We start from the raw sequence: 18,601 nt of genomic DNA, 5'->3' as shown, positions 1-18,601 counted from the left end.
GTCGCTCGAATGTGCCGTGCGATAGGAGTGCGCCGGATAAAACGCAAAAGGCCCGGTCGGATGATCGGGCCTTTTGCTTATCCTCGATTTGTTGTCGCTATCCATCGTGCGTGAACCCAGAACAGCCTGCACGAAAGATGGCCGCCGAAGCGGCCATCAGAACATGGAACTACAGGGCCTGCGGTTTAAGCGACGCCATCGCGGTGAAGAGGCCGCAGCCCCATGTGCCGGTTCACGTCTTTATACAGCAAATACCGGAAGTTACCGGGGCCGCCTGCATAACATGCTTGTGGGCAGAAGGCGCGCAGCCACATGTAATCGCCCGCTTCGACCTCGACCCAGTCGTTGTTCAGCCGATAGACGGCTTTGCCTTCCAGAACATATAATCCATGCTCCATAACATGGGTTTCAAGGAAGGGGATCACCCCGCCCGGCTTGAAGCTGACAACGGTCACATGCATGTCGTGGCGCATGTCGCTCGGATCAACGAAACGCGTCGTGGCCCATGCACCATCCGTGTCAGGCATGACCGTGGGTGCGATGTCTTTTTCGTTTGTGACGATCACGTCAGGATGCTCAAGACCCGGCACAGCCTCATAGGCCTTGCGGAACCAGTGGAACACAACCGGGTCCGACCCCTTGTTGTGCAGCGTCCAGTCGCTTGATGGGGGCAGATAGGCGTAGCCCCCCGGCTCCAGAACATGTGTATTTCCATCAACCGTCAGCGTGGCCTGACCTTCGAGCACAAAAAGGACCGCCTGCGCCTGCGGGTCAGTCTCAGTGCGATCAGACCCGCCACCGGGCGATACTTCCATGATGTAATGGGAAAATGTCTCCGCAAATCCGGTCATCGGACGCGCCAGAACCCACAGACGGGTGCCCGTCCAAAAGGGCAGAAAGCTCGTCACAATGTCCCGCATCGTCCCCTTGGGGATCACAGCGTAGGCAGGTGTGAAAATGGCACGGTCCGTCAGCAGGGTATTCTGATCCGGATGCCCCCCTTTCGGGGCGAAATATTGCGCGGACATAGCAACTCCTTTGAGGGTTAGCCGGTGCAGTATCGGCAACGGTTCACTCTCTCACCAGACCGAATAAAGCAACAACACCTTTCGGTTTCATTTGAAAATGAAGACCAATCAGATCACAGACAGACCCACGCTCCAAGATGGCTGTCATCAATATCCGAAAAGTGTATTTTCAAGGGTTCATGCTCATCAATAAATGACGAGGCAAACCCGCGCTGCGGGAGCGATCTGCGCACAAAGAAACCGGCAATCCAGACGCCCAGTAGCAGCCCGTTCTTTTCGCGCAATTCAATCCGGTGACCCTGAATATCGCCATAATCCAGTGTGCCGCTCGTGTTGGACATGCGCGCATCGAAACACACAAGACCGTTGCTGTAAAAGCGCCAGCGCACAGCCCCCCAATCACATTCGTCTATCGTTGCGGGCCCTGTCCACAGATACTCACGCCAGCGCAATTCGCCGTCGGTTCCCTCTTTCAGAACCCCCTGCGAGGACGCATCATTATTTTGCGCCTTCCAGCGCACGTAGCCGACAGGTTCATCTTCGCGGCCAATCGGGATGCCTTCACTGGAAAGACCAAACGTCTTTTTCAGGATATTGTCGCCATCCGCGCCTTTTTTCTTTGCGCTATCGGCAAGGTTGGTGACGAGCTTTGATGCAACTGACCAGATCATGGTTCCCCTTTCGAGCTATCCCGCAAGTGGATCAGTTCAGAGCGACGCGCATCCGTGCCGAACTGCAAAAACACCTTTGGGAATACTCAACCTTGCGAAGGGCGGACGCGTCATATCCGACGGCGATGTTGCAGTCTTCACGCGCGGCACCGGCCATCTGGAAGGCGGCACCGCTGCGGCGCGCTGCAGCGAGTTGCGCAAAAAAGCTCTCGGCTTCCGAGAGGCGCGTCTCAAGGTCGGTCTGCAATTCTGCACCGACCGACGACACGGTGAGCGGAATTTCGCGATATGTTCTACAGGCCGCAAGCATCTCGCCCAGCGTCACGGTTACGCGCCGGTTCTGCCGTTCAGGTCCGGCGACACTCACAAGCAACTCACGTTCGCCGCGGCTTGAGACCCCGCCAATTCTGTCAACACTCACACCCTGTTCCAGCAACGCGGCGGAAACCGCATTCGCGCGGCGCAGTCCCAGTCGGTCATTGTAGCCCAAACCACCGACAGCATCCGTAAAGCCAATCAGCACAGTGGGTTTATACGATGGGTTTTCCTTTAAACGCTCGGCGATCTCAACGATCTTGGCCTGAGCCTCCGCATCAAGTTCGGCAGAATCGAAGGCGAAATTGATCGTCCCGATATCCTGTGCGGAGAGCGAAACGGGCATAAAAAGGCAAATCGCCAAGAGCATTCTGAACAACACGTTGGATCCAAACAGCTAATCTAAGGTTGATGAAAGTGATACCCCACTGTCACACTCTGTACAACAAGAGAACAAAAATGAGGCATCTTCTGTACAATTCCCAGTGGAAACTATTTGATGCGTGGTAAAAGAGCAGAAGAAAAACAGTGTGAGTTGCAAAGTATGATTTTGTCGAAACAGGCACGCAAGAAAACGAAAACCAGCATTCTGGCTTTTGCATTGGGGCTGTGCGTCTCCCACAGTGCATCGTCGCTGACGCTGGAAGACGCGATCCTGTTTGTATTGGAGACCAACCCCGAGATCAAAGCCGCCGAAGCCAACAAACAGGCGATCGAATTCGAGCTTGATCAGGCGAGAAGCTTTTTTGCCCCGCGCGTCGAACTTGAATCCCGCGCCGAGGGCAGCATCAACGATGGCACGCGCACAAATGATCTGACCTCCTCTGATGATGCGATTTTCGGCTATGAAGTCACTGGCCGGGTGACCCAGCGGCTTTACGATGGCAAAGCCACAAGGTCTGAGGTTGAGCGTCAAGCTTACCGGATCGATGCGGCGGCCTATCGCGTGCTTGAGCGCGCTGAGTTTTTGTCGCTTGAGGCCATTCGGGTCTACAGCGACGTTTTGCGCACGCAACGAGTGACACAACTGGCCCGCGAAAACCTGACCTATCACCGCGACATCCTCGCACAAATTCGCAGCGGGTTTGACAACGGTATTCTGGGCATTGGTGATCTGCAACAGGCCGAAGAACGCCTGTTTCTCGCCGAAGACACCTTGCTTCAATTCGAACTGAACGAAATGGACACGCGCGCCCTGTTTCTGGAAACCGTTGGCGTCACACCTGATGGATTGAACGCGGTGCCAAGTCCTGCCGCGCGCCTGCCCGCAACGGTCGAAGAAACGTTAGCCACGGCATGGCGTCGCAACCCGACAATCCTGTTTTTCCAATCCGACGTCGGGGCCGCTGAGGCCTTGTCGCGCACGGCAAACGCCAACAAGGCACCCACCCTCGATCTGGAAGCTGTTACGCGCTACGGCGATGACATGCGCGGGTTCGAAGGAGAAGTGCGCGATGCATCCGTTGGCCTTGTTCTACGGTATGAATTTCAAGGCAACCGCAAGCGCGGAGAGCGCGAAGAACAAGTGCGCCGTGTGGGAGAGCAACGCGCCCGGCTTTTGACACAGACCCGTCTGGTTGAACGTGAAGTGCGCCAATCCTGGGCGAACCTGCAGTCAGCCCTGCGCCGCGCCGATATCCTTGAGCGTCAGGCCACCCTTTCGCGCGAGTTGTTGGAGAGCTACACGCAAGAATTTGACGTTGGCAACCGTTCGTTGCTGGACGTTTTGAACACGCAAAACGCGCTTTTTCAGGCAGACGTGAATTTACGAAATGCTAGGGCTTTGGAAGTATTCCTGAAATACCGTCTGCTGGCGGCTGCAGGGATCCTGTTACCATCGCTTGGAATTGAGCCGCCTGAAGACAGCAATGCATATGCCGCCAGCGCCGAAGGGGCACCCGGCGTCAGCTCCGAACCCGTAAAACTGCGGGACGACGCACGTGGCTTTAGCGATTGGCGCAAAAGCGTAAAGTCTGAGTGACCGCAGATCGGAGGGCTCACATCTCCACACCTGATAAACCAGCCAAATCGCGGGTCGCGCGTATCACCACAGGCAGCGGCGCAGAGGCAAAAGCACAGGAAATAGTTGCAAAAGTCACCCGATCCAATCTGGATTGGGCACTGCAGGCAAGTCCGGTCGATCCCTTGGCGGCATCGGTGGTCGAAGCGATGCGCATCAGCGGAACCGACATCGCCGTCGAAGTCCTGACCGGAGGCCTTGGTCTGCCTGCCGATGGGCGTCTGTCACCCGAACTGGCCGTATCCGCGGCTGAGCGGCACGGCATGCGCGCGCGGCTTGAACGGCGCCGGTTGAGTGATATTGATCCCGGAGAATACCCCGTTGTCTTGCTGTTACGCGGACGTGACGCTTGCGTTTTGACCGCCCGAAACGAGGATGAAACCTATTCGGTTTTGCGCCCCTCACAAGCGTCAGACACGTTGAAGATCACACAAAAGGCCCTGCTGGATGTTTATGCCGGCCATGTGATCCTGCTGCAGCGTCAGGCCGAAACGTTGGGGGATACCAAGCTGGCCACGTCCTCTGGCCATTGGTTGTGGGGGGCGTTGCGTCCGTTTTGGCCGGAATACATGCAGGTCGTGCTGGCCTCGGTGCTGATCAATTTTCTAGCCCTCGCGGTACCGCTGTTTACCATGAATGTCTATGACCGCGTCTTTCCCAATGCGGCCATCATCACGCTTTGGTCGCTTGTTGCCGGTGTTGGATTGGCGCTTGGCTTTGATGCGCTGCTCAAGCTTCTGCGCTCCGGGATTATTGACCGGATCGGGCGCAAGGTCGATGCCTCGGTTTCATCCAGCGTGTTCCGACATGTCTCAAACCTGCGGCTGGACGAAGATGTGCCGCCATCCGGCAGCCTGATGAACACGCTCAAAGATTACGAACAGGTTGCTGATTTCTTTTCATCCCAGACGCTGTCGCATCTGATTGATCTGGCCTTTGCGGTGCTTTTTATCGCGCTGATCTATTACATTGGTGGGCCGCTGGCCTATCCCCCTGCCCTTGCGCTCGGGTTTGTCATGCTGATGGGCCTGATCATCCTGCGCCCTCTGCGCGGCGCGTCAGAGCACAACCGCGCAACCGGCGGGGCGAAAACTCTCGTGGCCTCGGAGGCTGTGTCAGAACTCGAAACCCTGAAGGCCGTGGCCGGGCACAATCGCATGCAATCACGCTGGGAACGGCAAAGTGCGGACGCCGCGATGACCCAAGCCAAAAGCCGCCGCCTCGCGACACTCGCCACGACACTGACGGCGCTGGCCACGCAGGCCTCCTCCATCGGGATCGTGGTGATCGGCGTCTATCTCGCGCTGGAAGGGCAGATCACCATGGGTGCGGTCATTGCCGCGATGATCTTGTCAGGGCGTGCATTGGCCCCCACGGCGGCGGTCACGGGGCTTTTTGTGCGGGGGAGCTTCGCGATCTCGACCTTGCAGTCTCTGGGCAAACTCATGAACCAACGCTCTGATGCGGATGGTCGGGGGCGCACGATCAACACGACCGATCGTTCCGGTGAGATAGAATTGAAAGACGTCTCGCTGAACTATCAGGGCGCGGTGGTTCCGGCCTTGAAAAACGTCTCCCTCAAGGTACCCGCCGGCAGCCACATTGGCATTATCGGACCGATCGGAGCAGGCAAAACGTCGTTGACGCGGGTGATGGCCGGGCTGTGGCCACCCACGGATGGGCTGATCCTGCTGGATGGGTTGAATACCCGGCAAATTGCCCCCGAGACGCTCCGCCGCTTTGTGCAACTGGTCCCGCAGGAAGCGGTGCTTTTCACCGGCACCCTTGCCGAGAACATCGCCTTTGGTGTTCCCGGTGCACGAGACGAGGATATCCTGCGTGCCGCGCGTGACGCGGGCGTAGATCGGATCGCCGCCAGCCACCCGGATGGGTTTGGCATGCAGATCACCGAACGCGGGCGCAATCTGTCGGGCGGGCAACGCCAGATGATCGCGCTGGCCCGCGCATTGCTGCCGCAGCCGCGCGTGCTGATACTGGACGAACCAACTTCTGCAATGGATATGCAATCGGAGATGCTGTTCATTGACGGCGTCGAACGCGCACTTGCACGCAAACCCATGACCCTTGTGGTCTCGACACATCGCATGGCGCTGATGCGGCTTGTCACGCATGTGGCCGTCATGACCAGCGGCACCTTGCGCAGCTATGGACCCCGCGATGAGGTGTTATCGTCGTTGAAAGAAGCTGGCAAAGGCGCGCCGTCATGAGCGGCACCGAATGGGATTTTGAGGCGTCGCGCCGCCCCCGGTCGGCTGGTCGCGGGATCTTGACGCTGGTTTTTCTGTTGGTCCTTGTTGGCTTGCTGGTGGGGGCCGTGTCCTGGGCATCTTGGGCGCGCATTGAGGTGATGGCCCGCGCGCAGGGCGTTGTCGTCCCCTCAGGTCGTGCCCGCAATGTAGAAAGCCTTGAGGGCGGCATCGTGCGCGACATTCTGATTTCCGAAGGCGATGCCGTAACACAAGGTCAGGTGTTGATCCGCATTGATGATATCGGGGCCGCGTCGACCCTTGGCGAAATCACCGCGCGTCGCGATGCAATGCTGACCAAGGCCCTGCGGCTCGAAGCGGAATTGCTGGGCGAGGACGCCCCGGATTTTTCCAACCTTGGGCTGGCGGACGACCACCCGCTCGCCCTGCGCGAAATGGCGCTTTTCGACAGCCGTCAGGCGGCTGATCTGTCCCAGCGCACGGTTCTTGTCTCGCAGGTGGAACAACGCTCTCAGGAGATCGAAGAGCTTGGAAGTGCATTGGCCCGCATCGACGAAAGCCTCGAATTGCTCGACGAGGAAATCGCGTTGCGCACAGCCTCCGGCGTCGTGCCGCGCGCCCAGATCATCCCGATTGAGCGTGAGCGGACCAGAAAACGGCAGGAACGCGACTCCGTCCTCAGCCGCAGCCGTCAGGCCGTCACAGCACTGGGCGAAGCTGAAGCACGCGTCAAGGAATTGAACCTGAACCGGCGCGCAGAGATCAACACCGAGCGCTCAGATACGTTGAATGAACTCAGCGTGCTGGACGAAACCCTGAAACGCGCTTCTGATATCCTGAACCGCACCAGCCTGCGCGCGCCGGTCGAGGGCATCGTGTCGGTCCTGAACGTCAATACGCTGGGGTCCGTTATCGCACCGGGTGAAGAGGTCGCACGCATTGTGCCCGCCGATGACAATCTCGAAGTCGAAGCGCGCGTGCGGCCCGAAGACATCGCATTCATCCGACTTGATCTGCCCGCCAAGGTCAAACTCACGTCCTTTGACTTCACCATCTACGGTGCGCTGGAAGGTCGCGTCGTGCGCATTGGCGCCGATGCGGAGCGCGATGAAACAACCGGCGAGACATATTTCCCCATCATCGTGCGCACGGACTCGAATGCACTGTCGCGCAACGGTGAAACCCACGAAATCCGCACCGGCATGATCGCCTCGGTCGATATTCTGACCGGGGAACGGACGGTGCTGGATTACCTGCTCAAGCCACTGCGCAAAGCGCGCCTTGAGGCCCTGCGCGAGCGCTAGACGATGGCCGTTTGCGCGGCACCCGCGCTGTCTTCAAAGATCACTTCGACCTGCGCGGGGATACCGCCACCTGTCGATGCAACCTCGAAGGCATTGCTGCCATCGACCTGCAAGACGCCCGTGGTGTTGTCATAAGACACGCGGCCACCGACGCTGTTTACACCATTCACAACTTCGCTCAGGTCAATCTGATCGCCTGCGCCATAATCACCGATCTCATCCGCGATTGTGACAGGGCCGGAGGCCAGCACAAAGATGTCATCGCCCGCACCGCCAAGCAGCGTATCACGCCCGTCGGATCCCTGCAGGATGTCATTGCTCGCACCACCGTCAATCGTGAAGCCGCCCGCCGCCCCGCTGAGGTCGATGAAGTCAGACCCACCCATCAACTGGAACTCGGTGATCCCGGCGTATTCGCGCTGCGTGGCCAGCCAATCCACGGCATCATCATTGTCCGTGCCTTTTGCGACGGTCCCGCCGAGCGTTGCATCACCGGTGACATCCGTCATCAGGCTGCGCACAACACCGTCCGGACCCGTAACAACGGACCCGCTGTCCTGCATTTGCAACGTATCAATATCCAGATTTGCCGTTGCTGATGAGCGTGCAGGAACCGGGGCGCTATCGACCACTTCGTATTCCAATACAGGTGTGCCGACGTATCCCGGCGGCACCGTGATGGTCACATCTGTCCCCACGACGCTGATCTGAACCAACGGGTCGGGTGAGGTGATGTTTTCCACCGTCATGGCCGATGTATCCGTTGCATTGGCCAGTAGGTCCGCAAAAGTTACGACCTGTGACTGGTCAAACGTCGGCGTGACATCGACCGGTGCGACAATATCCGGGCGCGCATTAATATTGATTGCCAAGGGCACATCCGGTGCGGTGCCATGATTGGTCGTGACCGAAACCGTGCCCGTGATATCGCCCGCAAAGCTGGCAGGCACCGTCAGGGAAAGCGCCGCAATCGCCAGCGTAAAATCGGCAGGCGACAAAGCGCCGCGTGCGAAGGTCAGCGTGAAACGGGTCGCGGAGAGCGCGCCATCTGATGCCAATGTGCCCGCAGGCAGCGGCTGATCAAAGGTCACTACCACCGTTTCGAGTGTTTCGGATGGCGTCGATTGAATATCCGTGATCTGCGCGTCAATCCCCAGCGCGACCAGCAAATCCACGCCTTCCTGCTGCGCAAGGTCAGTGTTCGTCACACTGACATTGACATCCAACTCGCCAGTGATATCGAGATCAAAGCTCTCGCTCACGTTGCCGCCTTCATTCGTGGTGGCTGTCACGGTGGACGTAAGCGGCGTGCCGTTCGTGGCAAAGTCGGTCGGGAAGGTGATGACCAACGCGTTAAATTCTGCCTCGGTGCCGGTAAAGACAAGCGACCCGCTCGCCGCGATATCGCCTGCACCGAAGGAATAGGTGGTGCCAGCAGGCACGCCTGACATCTCGAAGGTGACGGAATCAATGCTCTCTGACCCGTCGGTATCGGTGACATCTAGGGCAACGTTTGACGAAGGCGTAAACGTCACCTGCGCATCTGTTTCAGGCAAGGTCACCACAGGGTCCGTCACCGTCACCGTCAGATCAGGCGTCGCGGTGATCGCGAGGTTCAGGTTTGCCACATCCGACAATTCGGTGTCCGTGTAGCTGTAGGTGGTGCTCTCATCCGTTGTGATGGCCACAACATCAATCGACACATCCCCTGCGAAATCAGCAGGTGGCACAAAGGACACCTGACCGGCTGGAATGAACCCGATGCCCGGCCCGCTAAAGCTCGGATCCGGGATACCCGGAATGACGACGATGCCGCTGGCCGGTACTGTTACTGGCGTCCCGCCGACGAACAGCTCACTGCCCGCAGGCAAAGTGACTTCAAAACTGATCGTTTCATGTACATCAGGCGAGGTAGCGGAAAGGGTGATATCATATTGCGTCCCGTCATCCTCAGCCCCCCCGGTCGGGGAGATACTGGCCTGCACTGTTGGTTTATCCGCATCCGGCAGAACCCGCAGGATAAAGTCGGTCGTGCCCTGATTCTGATCCGAGTTGGCCAGTTCCAGCGTGTTGATCGTGATGGAGACTGGGATTTCGGGCAGAATGGTTGCGTCTTCGCTGTCTGGTGTGCGCGCGTGTTCGTCCACCAGTGAAATCGTCAGCGCATTCAGTTGGGACACCGGCACGGTGAACGTGTCGTCCCCATTGTCGATGATGCCGCTGGCACCGGACAGGATCACGTAATCCGGCAACGGCCCGATGACGGCAGAGGCTGTTTCCGATCCGTCCTGATCCGGCGATTGCGCGGTTTGAAAGATTTCGCCAAAGCTGATGGGTTTGTCCTCAACGATGGTTACGATGGGCGTAGTACCCGTCGGATCCGTCACCAGTGGCAACCCGGTTTCGGTCGCTGTATGATCCGGATTATAGACGAACTCGGGTGCATCAGCGACCGGGATGATATCAATCGTCTGCGTTGTCGTGTTTGACGCGACGCTGCCGTCAATGTCCTCGCTGGACGCAGTTACGGTGATCTCCAAGGGTCCGCTGAAATGCTCGGCAGCGCGGACTTCAAGTGTGCCCACGGCGTTCGGGCTGAGAGTAAAGGTGGGCGGATTGCCCGTCCCCGGCCCGGTGCCTGCATCCGGTGTCAATTCACCATTGGCGTCAAATAATCTGGCGTCCGGGTCCCCCCCAAGAGTGATGACAACATCGCCTGTCGCACGCTCGCCCTCATCTGCACTGGACAGGGTAATATCAGCCGAGAAAGCGGTGTCTTCGAGGGCTGATGCCGGTGCGCCGATGGCAATCGTCGGGCCATCCACGACGGGCTGCACAAACACAGGCATTGTACCGGGTTGGCTCGAAAAACTATTGCAGGTGAAGTTGTTCAGAACCGATGTGGTCTGAATGTCGGGCAGGCTATCGTAAGGGTCAGCCGTACCGAATGTATCACCGACGGGGAACGGGTTGCTTGGGCTCGATTCTTGCGGTGGTGGAGTGTAAGTCACTGTCCCAGCAGTCAAAAGCGGGTTGCTGCTGTCCGTTCCAAGGGCGGCAAAATCGATTGTGTACTGGCCGGTGATCGGATCAAACAGCACTGCACCCGGCGTTGAGGACGTCAGCGTCGCGCCCGGTGGCAGTGTCAGGCCCACGCCGAAATCACCACTCACACCCAAGCTATCCACACCCAGTGGCTGACCGCTCAGATCATCAATGCTCTCCCACTGTCCGGGGACTTCGGTGAGCTGGATTTTCAGCTCATTGCCGGTGTCTTCGAATGCATCCCCGACAAAGGTCAATTCGGGGATCGGCAACTGCCGGGGGTCACCTGGCGGACAACTGCCACCACCGACCGCATTCCCGCTGGGCAGGACAATGATCGAGAAATCGGAGGAAGTCACGCTGCCCCCCGTCAACCCGTCAATGTCGTTCAAAACGTCCTGCACGTCGACACCCGGACCAATCTGGCGCACGCTGGACAGATCAACGTCGTTTTCTGTGACGATGGCGTTCAGTGTTAGGTTGAAATAGCTCGGATCGCTCACGGCCACATTCGGCACCACGGTCACAGTGGCCAGTTCCGCTGCGGTCACGAGGTAAGTCTCGCCGCTGGCATCTATGGGCGTGCCCCCGACAAAACGGATTTCGGGCGGAATATCTGTGAAGATGTAATACAGCGTCTCAGACCCATCAGGATCGCCATCGGTAAAGAGGATTTCATCACGCGCGCCCGTCAACGGATCCGCCGCTTCAAACGTATTTGTGACGGCCGGATCATTGAATCCCAGCTGCAGCGCATCATCGCTGAGGCGTTCGATCAGTTGGAACGGCGTGTCGTCGAACCCGGCGTAGGCGTAGGCGAGATCCTGATTAGGCACACCGTCGGTTGTCCCACTTGGATCATAGATCGCATTGATCGTCGTTTTGTCGATCCCACCGGGTGTCGCGGCAGGGTCGGCGTCCTGAACATCGACGTCCGGCGTATCTGCGACGCCTTCGACATTGATCGTTACGGTGCCAATGCCGGTTGTCGTCTCGGCAGGGCCGGGCGTGCCGGGCAAAACACTGGATTCGACATACGTCACCTCGACCTGAAAGACGACCGCCTCGTTGCTGTCCTGCCCGGGCAAGACATGCAGGTTTGGCGACTGCGCGGCAGTAATGTTGTAGGTGCCAGACGCATCAGGCGAAATCAGGTTGGAATAGATCGGACCCCCAGCCGGCGTCGTGCCCGTCTGATTTGGCACACCATCAAAAAACAGCGGCAGACGTCCTTCGCTATCGGCCTGAACATTGAAAATGGTATAGGCGTCTTCGATGATTTCCGGGGATTCCGGTGTCTGGTCGATGATATTGCCATCCAGAACAACGCGCACCGCCTGATCTTCGAGCGTACGGAACGTCTCGCTGGGGTTCCCGCCATCCGCGACCGGATCAATGCTAATGGTGGCGGTCGACAGGTTCGTCACACCGGTTGAGCCATTCGCCTCAAGGGTCACAATGTCGACGGCAATTGGAATATCGCCCGAGAAATGCTCAGGCACGCCGCGCAGTTCAACGCCTTGCCACTGATCTTCGTTCAGGCTCCAGTCCAGTGTGCCATCGCCGTTGATCTCGGTCAGCAATGCCGGGATTTTTGGCCCGCTTGGGTTGGCCGGGTCGGTCACATATACGGTCAGGAAGTTCGGGATATTGCGCAACACGGCAGAGATGATCGTCTCCGAGCCGTCCATATCCTCGATGAAGGGGATAAAGGAGAAATCGAAGGTGCCGCCTGCGGCATCGATCACCGCCTCATTTCCGCGAGGAAAGGCCAAAACAAACGCTTCGTTGTTGACCGGGTCGACATCAACATCGACCGTTACATCAACATTCAGATCGCTTGTCGTAACCGTGTTTCCATCTCTGGTGGTCAGCGCGAAATTCAGATCAGCGCCAAAGAAGTTGCCGTCATCCGTGAACGGATCCCCATTGGCACGATCCACGTCATAATCTTCGTAAAGTGCTGGATAAACAGCAACGGACCCGGCGAAATCGGTCACATCAGGCAAGAAGACGATGGTCAGTTCGCCGGTATTCGCATTGTAGGTGGCCGTGTCGATCTTGTCGAATTCAGCCTGCGCGATTGCACCAGTGCCCGTGATGTCAAAGAACATCGACTGGTTCAGTGTCACGTTCTGCGTGGTTTCCGCCACGCCAATCCAGGACGACGGAATGTTCGATACCACGATTTCGGTCAGCTCTTCGGAGCCATCCGTGTCGGGCGTCAGCGCGCTGAGCCGCAGGAACGCCTGAACCTGACCCTCGCCCGTGCTGTCGTTGGTGCTTTCGATCAAGGTCAGTGTCGTTGTGTCCTCAACCGTCGGGTTAGCCCTTGTGGCCACGGCGCCAACTTCATCCGTGCCCGCTGCGACGACGAAATCAGTATCCACGACAAACACACCCGCATCCAGCGTGGCTTCGGTCACGGGGCGGACGGTCACAACGGTCGAGAACGCCGCGCTGCCGAAGTTGTCGACAAAATCGATCTCTTCGTCGCCCGTTTCGGTCTCTTTCCAGAAGACTTCGCCTTGTGTGGTCAAAACACCGGAGAATTTCTGCGGCACACTATAGCGCAACCCGGTAATGGCCGAGGCAAAGTCTGCATCGCTCACCCCGGCAGGTCGGGTGAGAGCGATGCTGATTTCATTGTCACCGGGAACAGGGTCCGTGCGGGCCACGTCCACAAAGCTGTCGCGCCCGCGGAAGTTCAACACCAGATCGCTGAGGCTTGCCGGATCAAACGTATCGCTCAATGTATCCACGGTGACGGTGAAAATGACGGCGGTAAAGCTTTCCGAGCCATCGGTATCTTGCAGCTCAAGCCGCGTGATACCCGCATCGACAACACGGCGGTTGCCGAGGTTTTCGTTTGTATTGCGGTTCCGCGTCTGCAGGTTGATCTCGTCAACCACAGCGTCAAGGTTGACATCAACACCATCGCGCGCCGTGGCGGTATCGCTTGGCAGCCCGGCAGCGGTATCAATCGACGTGACCGTGGCCAAAAGATCACCGCCCGTCAGGGTTTCCACATCTTGATCCTGATCGCTGAGCGGGATCATCTGAAGCTGCGCGTTGAACGCCACGACGTTCGGGTTCAGGGTGATCGTCAGCGTCGTGCCCACCACATCGGCGCTGGCCACATCGCCACCACCGGATGCAAAACGCGACGCATCGACGGCACCATCCCCTGCGGTGAGCCATCCGGCTGGCACGTTTTCAATCACGATTTGCTGTAGCGCTTCGGACCCATCCTGATCCGGGGTGGTGGCATCAATCTGCAACAGGAAACCGTCGTCAGAGGTTCTGTTCGTATCCTCGCCTGCGTCTTCCTTGACAGAAAACGCATCGGGGCCGATCGCCGTGACAAAGGCACCCGGCACCACTGTCAGGACAATTTCGGGTTCGGCCACGGGGGTGACCTCAACGGTTGTCGAAACGCTCTCTCCTGCGGGGCCGGTTTCATTCGTCACAACCGTTGTTGTCAGGTCAATCACACCGGAAAAATGCTCTGGAAAACGCACAATCGACAGACCTGAAAGGTCGCTCAACGTGGTGCCCGTCCAGACATTGGAGGTGGCCGTCAGAAGCGTGCCATCAGACAATTCGACGGGGCCATTCGTTGGCAGCCCCGTGAAAGTCACGGACAGCGCGGTCAGCGTTTCGGACCCATCCTGATCGGTAATCGCCGCCGTAAGGCCAAGATCAATCGGCGTACCGAGGTCTTCGATCACAACGGAATCGACACCTGCGATGAACACATCCGCCTCTGGCGTGACCTCGATCGTGATTGCCTGCGCTAGATTGCCTGTCCCCGGTGCAGGCGTCGTTTCACCGTTCAGAATGGCCTCATCGGTGATAAAATTCAGCGTGCCGGTAATCGCGCCCTCGGGGCGTTGGGTCGAGAAATCATCCGGCAGGCGCAACACCACCGCTTCGAATTCAGCTAGAGACGAGACCTCGAAATTAGCAGAACCCGGTGTGCCAAAAGGCGCAAAAGTGGCCCCGCCATCGAGGGAAATCTGCGAATCCACTGGCAGGTCGGCCAGCGTAATGATCACACGGCTGATTTCTTCTGACCCGTCCGCATCTGTTGGGCTGGCCGTCAGCACATCCGCCAAACGCACATCCTGCGGTGTTTGCACCGTCCCGTCCAAATCAATCGCACCCGGCGCATCGTTTTCACTCAGGGTCACTGTCCCCGTGCCGATCAGCTGCAAATCGCCCTCGGCGGAGACGGTGACATCAAATGTCTCGTTCGCTGAACCAAATTCATCCGTTGTTGCGATGACGGTGCCCGTCAGCGTCGTTGCAGGCGATTGGGTTGAGAAATCGGCAGGCAGCCGAATGACAAGCGCGTCATATTCCGCAAGCGTGCCGACGAAGTTCAGATCAAAGCTTGCTGTCTGAAAGGTCACGCCATCTCTTGAAAACTCCGTGCCTGTGGGCAGCGCATTGAAGGTGACATTGACCAGTTGAACGGATTCCGACCCATCCGCATCCGTGGCGATGGGGTCAAGATAATCAGAAGGCTTGAAATCAATCGGCGCATCTGTTTCAGCAAAATCGGCCGTCCCGATCCGGTCAATCTGTACATCGCCTTCGGGTTGGATCGTGACGTCGATTGACGCTGTGACCGGGGCGTTCAGAATACCATTCTGGATGCTGACCACTACCAATTCCGCTTGCAGGGGCAGGTTCGGGTTTTCTGATGAAAAGTCCGTAGGAAAGGTCAGGGTTATGTCTGCCGGATCGACAAGAGGTTCGGCCGTTGAATCAAACACAAAGGTAAATAACCCGGACCCGTCAGGGGTGAACGTGCCAACAGGCTGGCCTGCGCCATCGAGCGCTACCATCCCCGCAGGCAAATCCGGCAGGGTGAAAACCAGTGAAGACAGGGTTTCATTCGCTGGGTTGATTGTCAGATTGATGAAGTCGGAAAACAGCACGGAAACCGGGCTATCGGTTTCCGTGGCAACGATTTCACCGCTGATATTGATGTCAGGTGTCGGTGTGATGACGATTGCGGTCGGGCTGCTTTCGACGCCTTCCAGCGTTGTCACAGTAACATTCGCCAATGTGGTGCCCGCGTAATCGCCCGGGAAATCAATTTCAAGGTTGCGCGCGTCGTCGACCGTGCCGGTCCAGTTTGTCCCGGTCAATGTGCCGGTGGTAAGGCTTGCGCCCGGTGGCAGATCGGTAAACTCAATCGTTACCTCAGCGCTGAAGGGGGAGCCCGCCACATCCGTTTCGGACCCGTCATTGTCCGTGATGTCGATCAGGATATTCAGCGGGACCCGCACGCCAATGCTGCTGTTTTGGACGCCGGCGTCTTCTTCGGCAGTGATCTCTAGCGCGAGCGTGAGGTCGATATCCTCGACAAAATCCACGTTGACAAAAGACTGTGCGGTGGCTTGCCCGCCTTCGTCCGTCTGGGCGGTCGCGCTGACCGCAATCGACTGGGTCATGCCTGCGATCAAATCGGAGCGGTTGGCGGTTGAAAAATCGATCGGCAGACTGATGGTCGCGGCATCGAACGCGGCCTGAATATTACCGCTGTCAAAGACAGCCGTCAGCGTTTGCGTGCCGTCAACAGGCGATGTCGCAAGCGATACACTAGATCCGAATCCAGACACATTCGCCAGCGTGAAATCAATCGCGGGCAGCCCGGTAATCTCGACCGAGACGGACGACAGAGATTCCGAACCATCGTTGTCAGTGACCTTTAGGTCCAGCACATCGCCCAACGTAAAGCTTTGCAGGGATTCTTCTTCGGTCAGGGTCGGGATGACAATCGGGTCAATCTGCACATCACCTTCCGGGGTGATCCTGAGTTCGACGTTGACCGGGCCCGCGTTGCCTTCGTTCGAAACACCCGAAATTGTGCCTTCAATAACGCCGCTCGCCAGCGGGGAGCTTTCGGTCGAATAGTCTTCGGGAAAGACCAGCCGCAGCTGGTTGTATTCACTCGGGGACCCGGTAAACGTGAATGTTCCACCCGCGACAGCATCGTAGGTAAACGTTCCCGGTGCCAAGTTCTGCACGATCACCCCGGCGGGCAAATCATCGAGGGTCAGTGAAATGGTTTGCAGCGTTTCAACAGGCAGGGACCCATCCGTATCCGACACCGAAACCAGCCAACCCACCAACGGGTCTGACGGGTTGATGACAACAGGCGCATCCGTTTCCGCCGCGACAATCGGCGAAACGTTGATATCAACGTCACCCGCCGGGGCCACAACGAAAGTCTGCGTTGCTGTCTCGCTGCCCTCAGGATTGGTGGCCGTAATCACCGAAGAGAAGGTACCAGAGTAATCGCCCGGCAAATGAAAAGTGAGCGCATTTGCCTGCGCCATCGTGCCGGTCCAGGTTGATGTCGCGGGGTCAAAAGAACCGTTGAAAGGACCGGTGATAGGACCGGTGTTATAACCGGTGAAGAATTCGTTCTCTGTACGCGCGGGCAGGTCAATAAAGACAATCTCCACGACAGTCGCGTCTTCCGAGCCGTCGATATCCTCGACAAAGATGCGGTCGGTGATCGCATTGGGGGTCGGGTCAATCGTCACACCGCCGCCGTCGGCACCATTCCCGTCTTCGACTGCATTGATGGTTGGCGGCAGATCAATCACGATATCCGGTGTTGCATCCACAATCAGGTTCATCGGGCGGATTTCGTTGCCGCCCTCATCTGTTGTCGCCTGCACCGTCGCGGTGATCGTGTTGCCCGGATTGGTGGTCGAATAGTCGGCCGGAAGCTCGACCAAAATCTGCTCATACTCGGCCAATGTGCCCGAAAACGAATAGGTGCCCGAAACGGCGGTGTAATTTGCACCCCCATCGGTGGAAACACGTGCACCCGCAGGCAGGCCGCTCAAATCCACAGAAACGGACAATACGGATTCCGATCCATCCGCATCTGTTGACTGCGGCGTGAGGCCATCGTTCAGCCTGAAAACAACGGGCAAATCCGTCTCCGGCGCGCGCAAAACGCTGGCACCAAAATCCAGATCCCCCTCTTCGGCGACCGTAACCGGAAAATCCAGAGACGCCTGGCCCAGAAAATTCGAGGTTGCCGTGATCGTACCCGTCAGATCACCGGGCGTGAAGTCGTTCCGGCTTTCGGTTGAGAAATCTGTCGGCAGCGTGATTTCCAGCGCGTTATATTGCTCAAACGTGCCGTTGAAGGTGAAGGTCTGTGTTGCGCCATTCGACGAAAAAGAGCCGTTGTTCGCCACTGTACCGGCAGGAAGCCCGGGCAAGGTCAGTGTCACATTGGTGATCTGTTCACCAATATCTGCACCGCCAGCGATCACTTCGACGAAGTTCGAAAATCGCATGACAAGGCCGCTGTCCGTCTCAACAAGCGAAACAAGTCCCGCGCCGCCAAACTGAACGTCCGGCTCGCCAAAACCACCGTCATCCGCGCCAACCTCACGGTCGCGCAATTCGGGAAACTGATACTCCGTCGGGGGCAGCAGCGGCGAAATCGGCAGGCCGTTTAACGGATCGCCCGCAAGAACCTGTTCCTGCTCACCTGACCCGCCATCACGACCGGGCACTGTTGTGCTCAAAACTTGCAAATCAACTTCGACCGCATCAGCAACCGTCGTCCAAGCGCCCTGCTGCAAGGCGACGGCAACGATATTCTGCGATGAGATCGTCAAGTCCTCAGCGCTCAGCGCAAAGTTGGCTTTGGCCCCGTCGAGCAGGCCGATAATCGTACCGTCCGGCTGCACAAAAAGCAGATCATCGCCCAGAATGAGTGGTTTGGTAATCTCTGCGCCATCCGCGACCATGACATCCAGCTTTGAGGCGGCATCGAGCAACATGAGCCCTTCGATACTGGCACCGTCTTTGAAGCTCGCGACGATATCTGCAACTTCCTGTTGCGTCGCAATCGATGAGATTTTGGGAGCATCTGTCATTGCAGTATCCACTTACCGTTTAAACTCAATCCGCGCCGGGCCAACATGGCCGTTTGCTGTCGTACTCT

The 18,601-nt window shown here is 57.9% G+C and carries 7 protein-coding genes; 3 read left to right on the top strand and 4 right to left on the bottom strand.

Translation table 11 applies throughout. The features are described from left to right. Positions 1-185: 185 nt before the first annotated feature. The 3 genes from RLO149_RS01590 to RLO149_RS01580 form a co-directional block, all read right to left on the bottom strand. The gene (locus RLO149_RS01590) at positions 186-1,028 is read right to left on the bottom strand and encodes a bifunctional allantoicase/(S)-ureidoglycine aminohydrolase (protein WP_013960295.1); all 843 of its coding nucleotides are present in this window, start codon (positions 1,026-1,028) and stop codon (positions 186-188) included. Positions 1,029-1,141: 113 nt separating this feature from the next. Further along, entirely contained in the window at positions 1,142-1,699 is a 558-nt protein-coding gene (locus RLO149_RS01585) for a hypothetical protein (RefSeq protein ID WP_013960294.1), read from the bottom strand. A gap of 31 nt (positions 1,700-1,730) precedes the next feature. Then, positions 1,731-2,360: an OmpA family protein gene (locus RLO149_RS01580; protein ID WP_245538106.1), complete on the bottom strand. Its 630-nt coding sequence runs from the start codon at positions 2,358-2,360 to the stop codon at positions 1,731-1,733. A 198-nt stretch (positions 2,361-2,558) separates the two neighbouring features. On the opposite strand from RLO149_RS01580, the gene RLO149_RS01575 reads away from it, so the two are divergent. From RLO149_RS01575 to RLO149_RS01565, 3 genes are read left to right on the top strand one after another with little or no spacing between them, the layout of a single operon-like run. Then, on the top strand, positions 2,559-3,995 hold the full coding sequence (locus RLO149_RS01575; RefSeq protein WP_013960292.1) for a TolC family outer membrane protein: 1,437 nt from the start codon (positions 2,559-2,561) through the stop codon (positions 3,993-3,995). Further along, positions 3,992-6,262, top strand: a complete 2,271-nt coding sequence (locus RLO149_RS01570) for a type I secretion system permease/ATPase (protein WP_013960291.1) — start codon at positions 3,992-3,994, stop codon at positions 6,260-6,262. The genes RLO149_RS01575 and RLO149_RS01570 overlap by 4 nt, the downstream gene beginning before the upstream one ends. Continuing rightward, on the top strand, positions 6,259-7,566 hold the full coding sequence (locus tag RLO149_RS01565) for an HlyD family type I secretion periplasmic adaptor subunit (RefSeq protein ID WP_013960290.1): 1,308 nt from the start codon (positions 6,259-6,261) through the stop codon (positions 7,564-7,566). The genes RLO149_RS01570 and RLO149_RS01565 overlap by 4 nt, the downstream gene beginning before the upstream one ends. Here RLO149_RS01565 and RLO149_RS01560 read toward each other — a convergent pair. Beyond that, entirely contained in the window at positions 7,563-18,533 is a 10,971-nt protein-coding gene (locus RLO149_RS01560; RefSeq protein WP_013960289.1) for a calcium-binding protein, read from the bottom strand. The two genes, RLO149_RS01565 and RLO149_RS01560, sit on opposite strands and share 4 nt — an antisense overlap. Between the last annotated feature and the right edge of the window lie 68 nt (positions 18,534-18,601).

The organism is Roseobacter litoralis Och 149 (assembly GCF_000154785.2).
Classification (GTDB): Bacteria; Pseudomonadota; Alphaproteobacteria; order Rhodobacterales; family Rhodobacteraceae; genus Roseobacter; species Roseobacter litoralis.
Note: the sequence above shows the minus strand (reverse complement) of the source record. Positions and strands in the feature narration are given on the sequence as shown.

Coding starts and splice junctions, on each gene's coding strand:
- RLO149_RS01575 (WP_013960292.1), top strand. CDS start 2,559: ATGATTTTGTCGAAACAGGCACGCAAGAAAACGAAAACCAGCATTCTG.
- RLO149_RS01565 (WP_013960290.1), top strand. CDS start 6,259: ATGAGCGGCACCGAATGGGATTTTGAGGCGTCGCGCCGCCCCCGGTCG.
- RLO149_RS01560 (WP_013960289.1), bottom strand. CDS start 18,533: ATGACAGATGCTCCCAAAATCTCATCGATTGCGACGCAACAGGAAGTT.
- RLO149_RS01585 (WP_013960294.1), bottom strand. CDS start 1,699: ATGATCTGGTCAGTTGCATCAAAGCTCGTCACCAACCTTGCCGATAGC.
- RLO149_RS01580 (WP_245538106.1), bottom strand. CDS start 2,360: ATGCCCGTTTCGCTCTCCGCACAGGATATCGGGACGATCAATTTCGCC.
- RLO149_RS01590 (WP_013960295.1), bottom strand. CDS start 1,028: ATGTCCGCGCAATATTTCGCCCCGAAAGGGGGGCATCCGGATCAGAAT.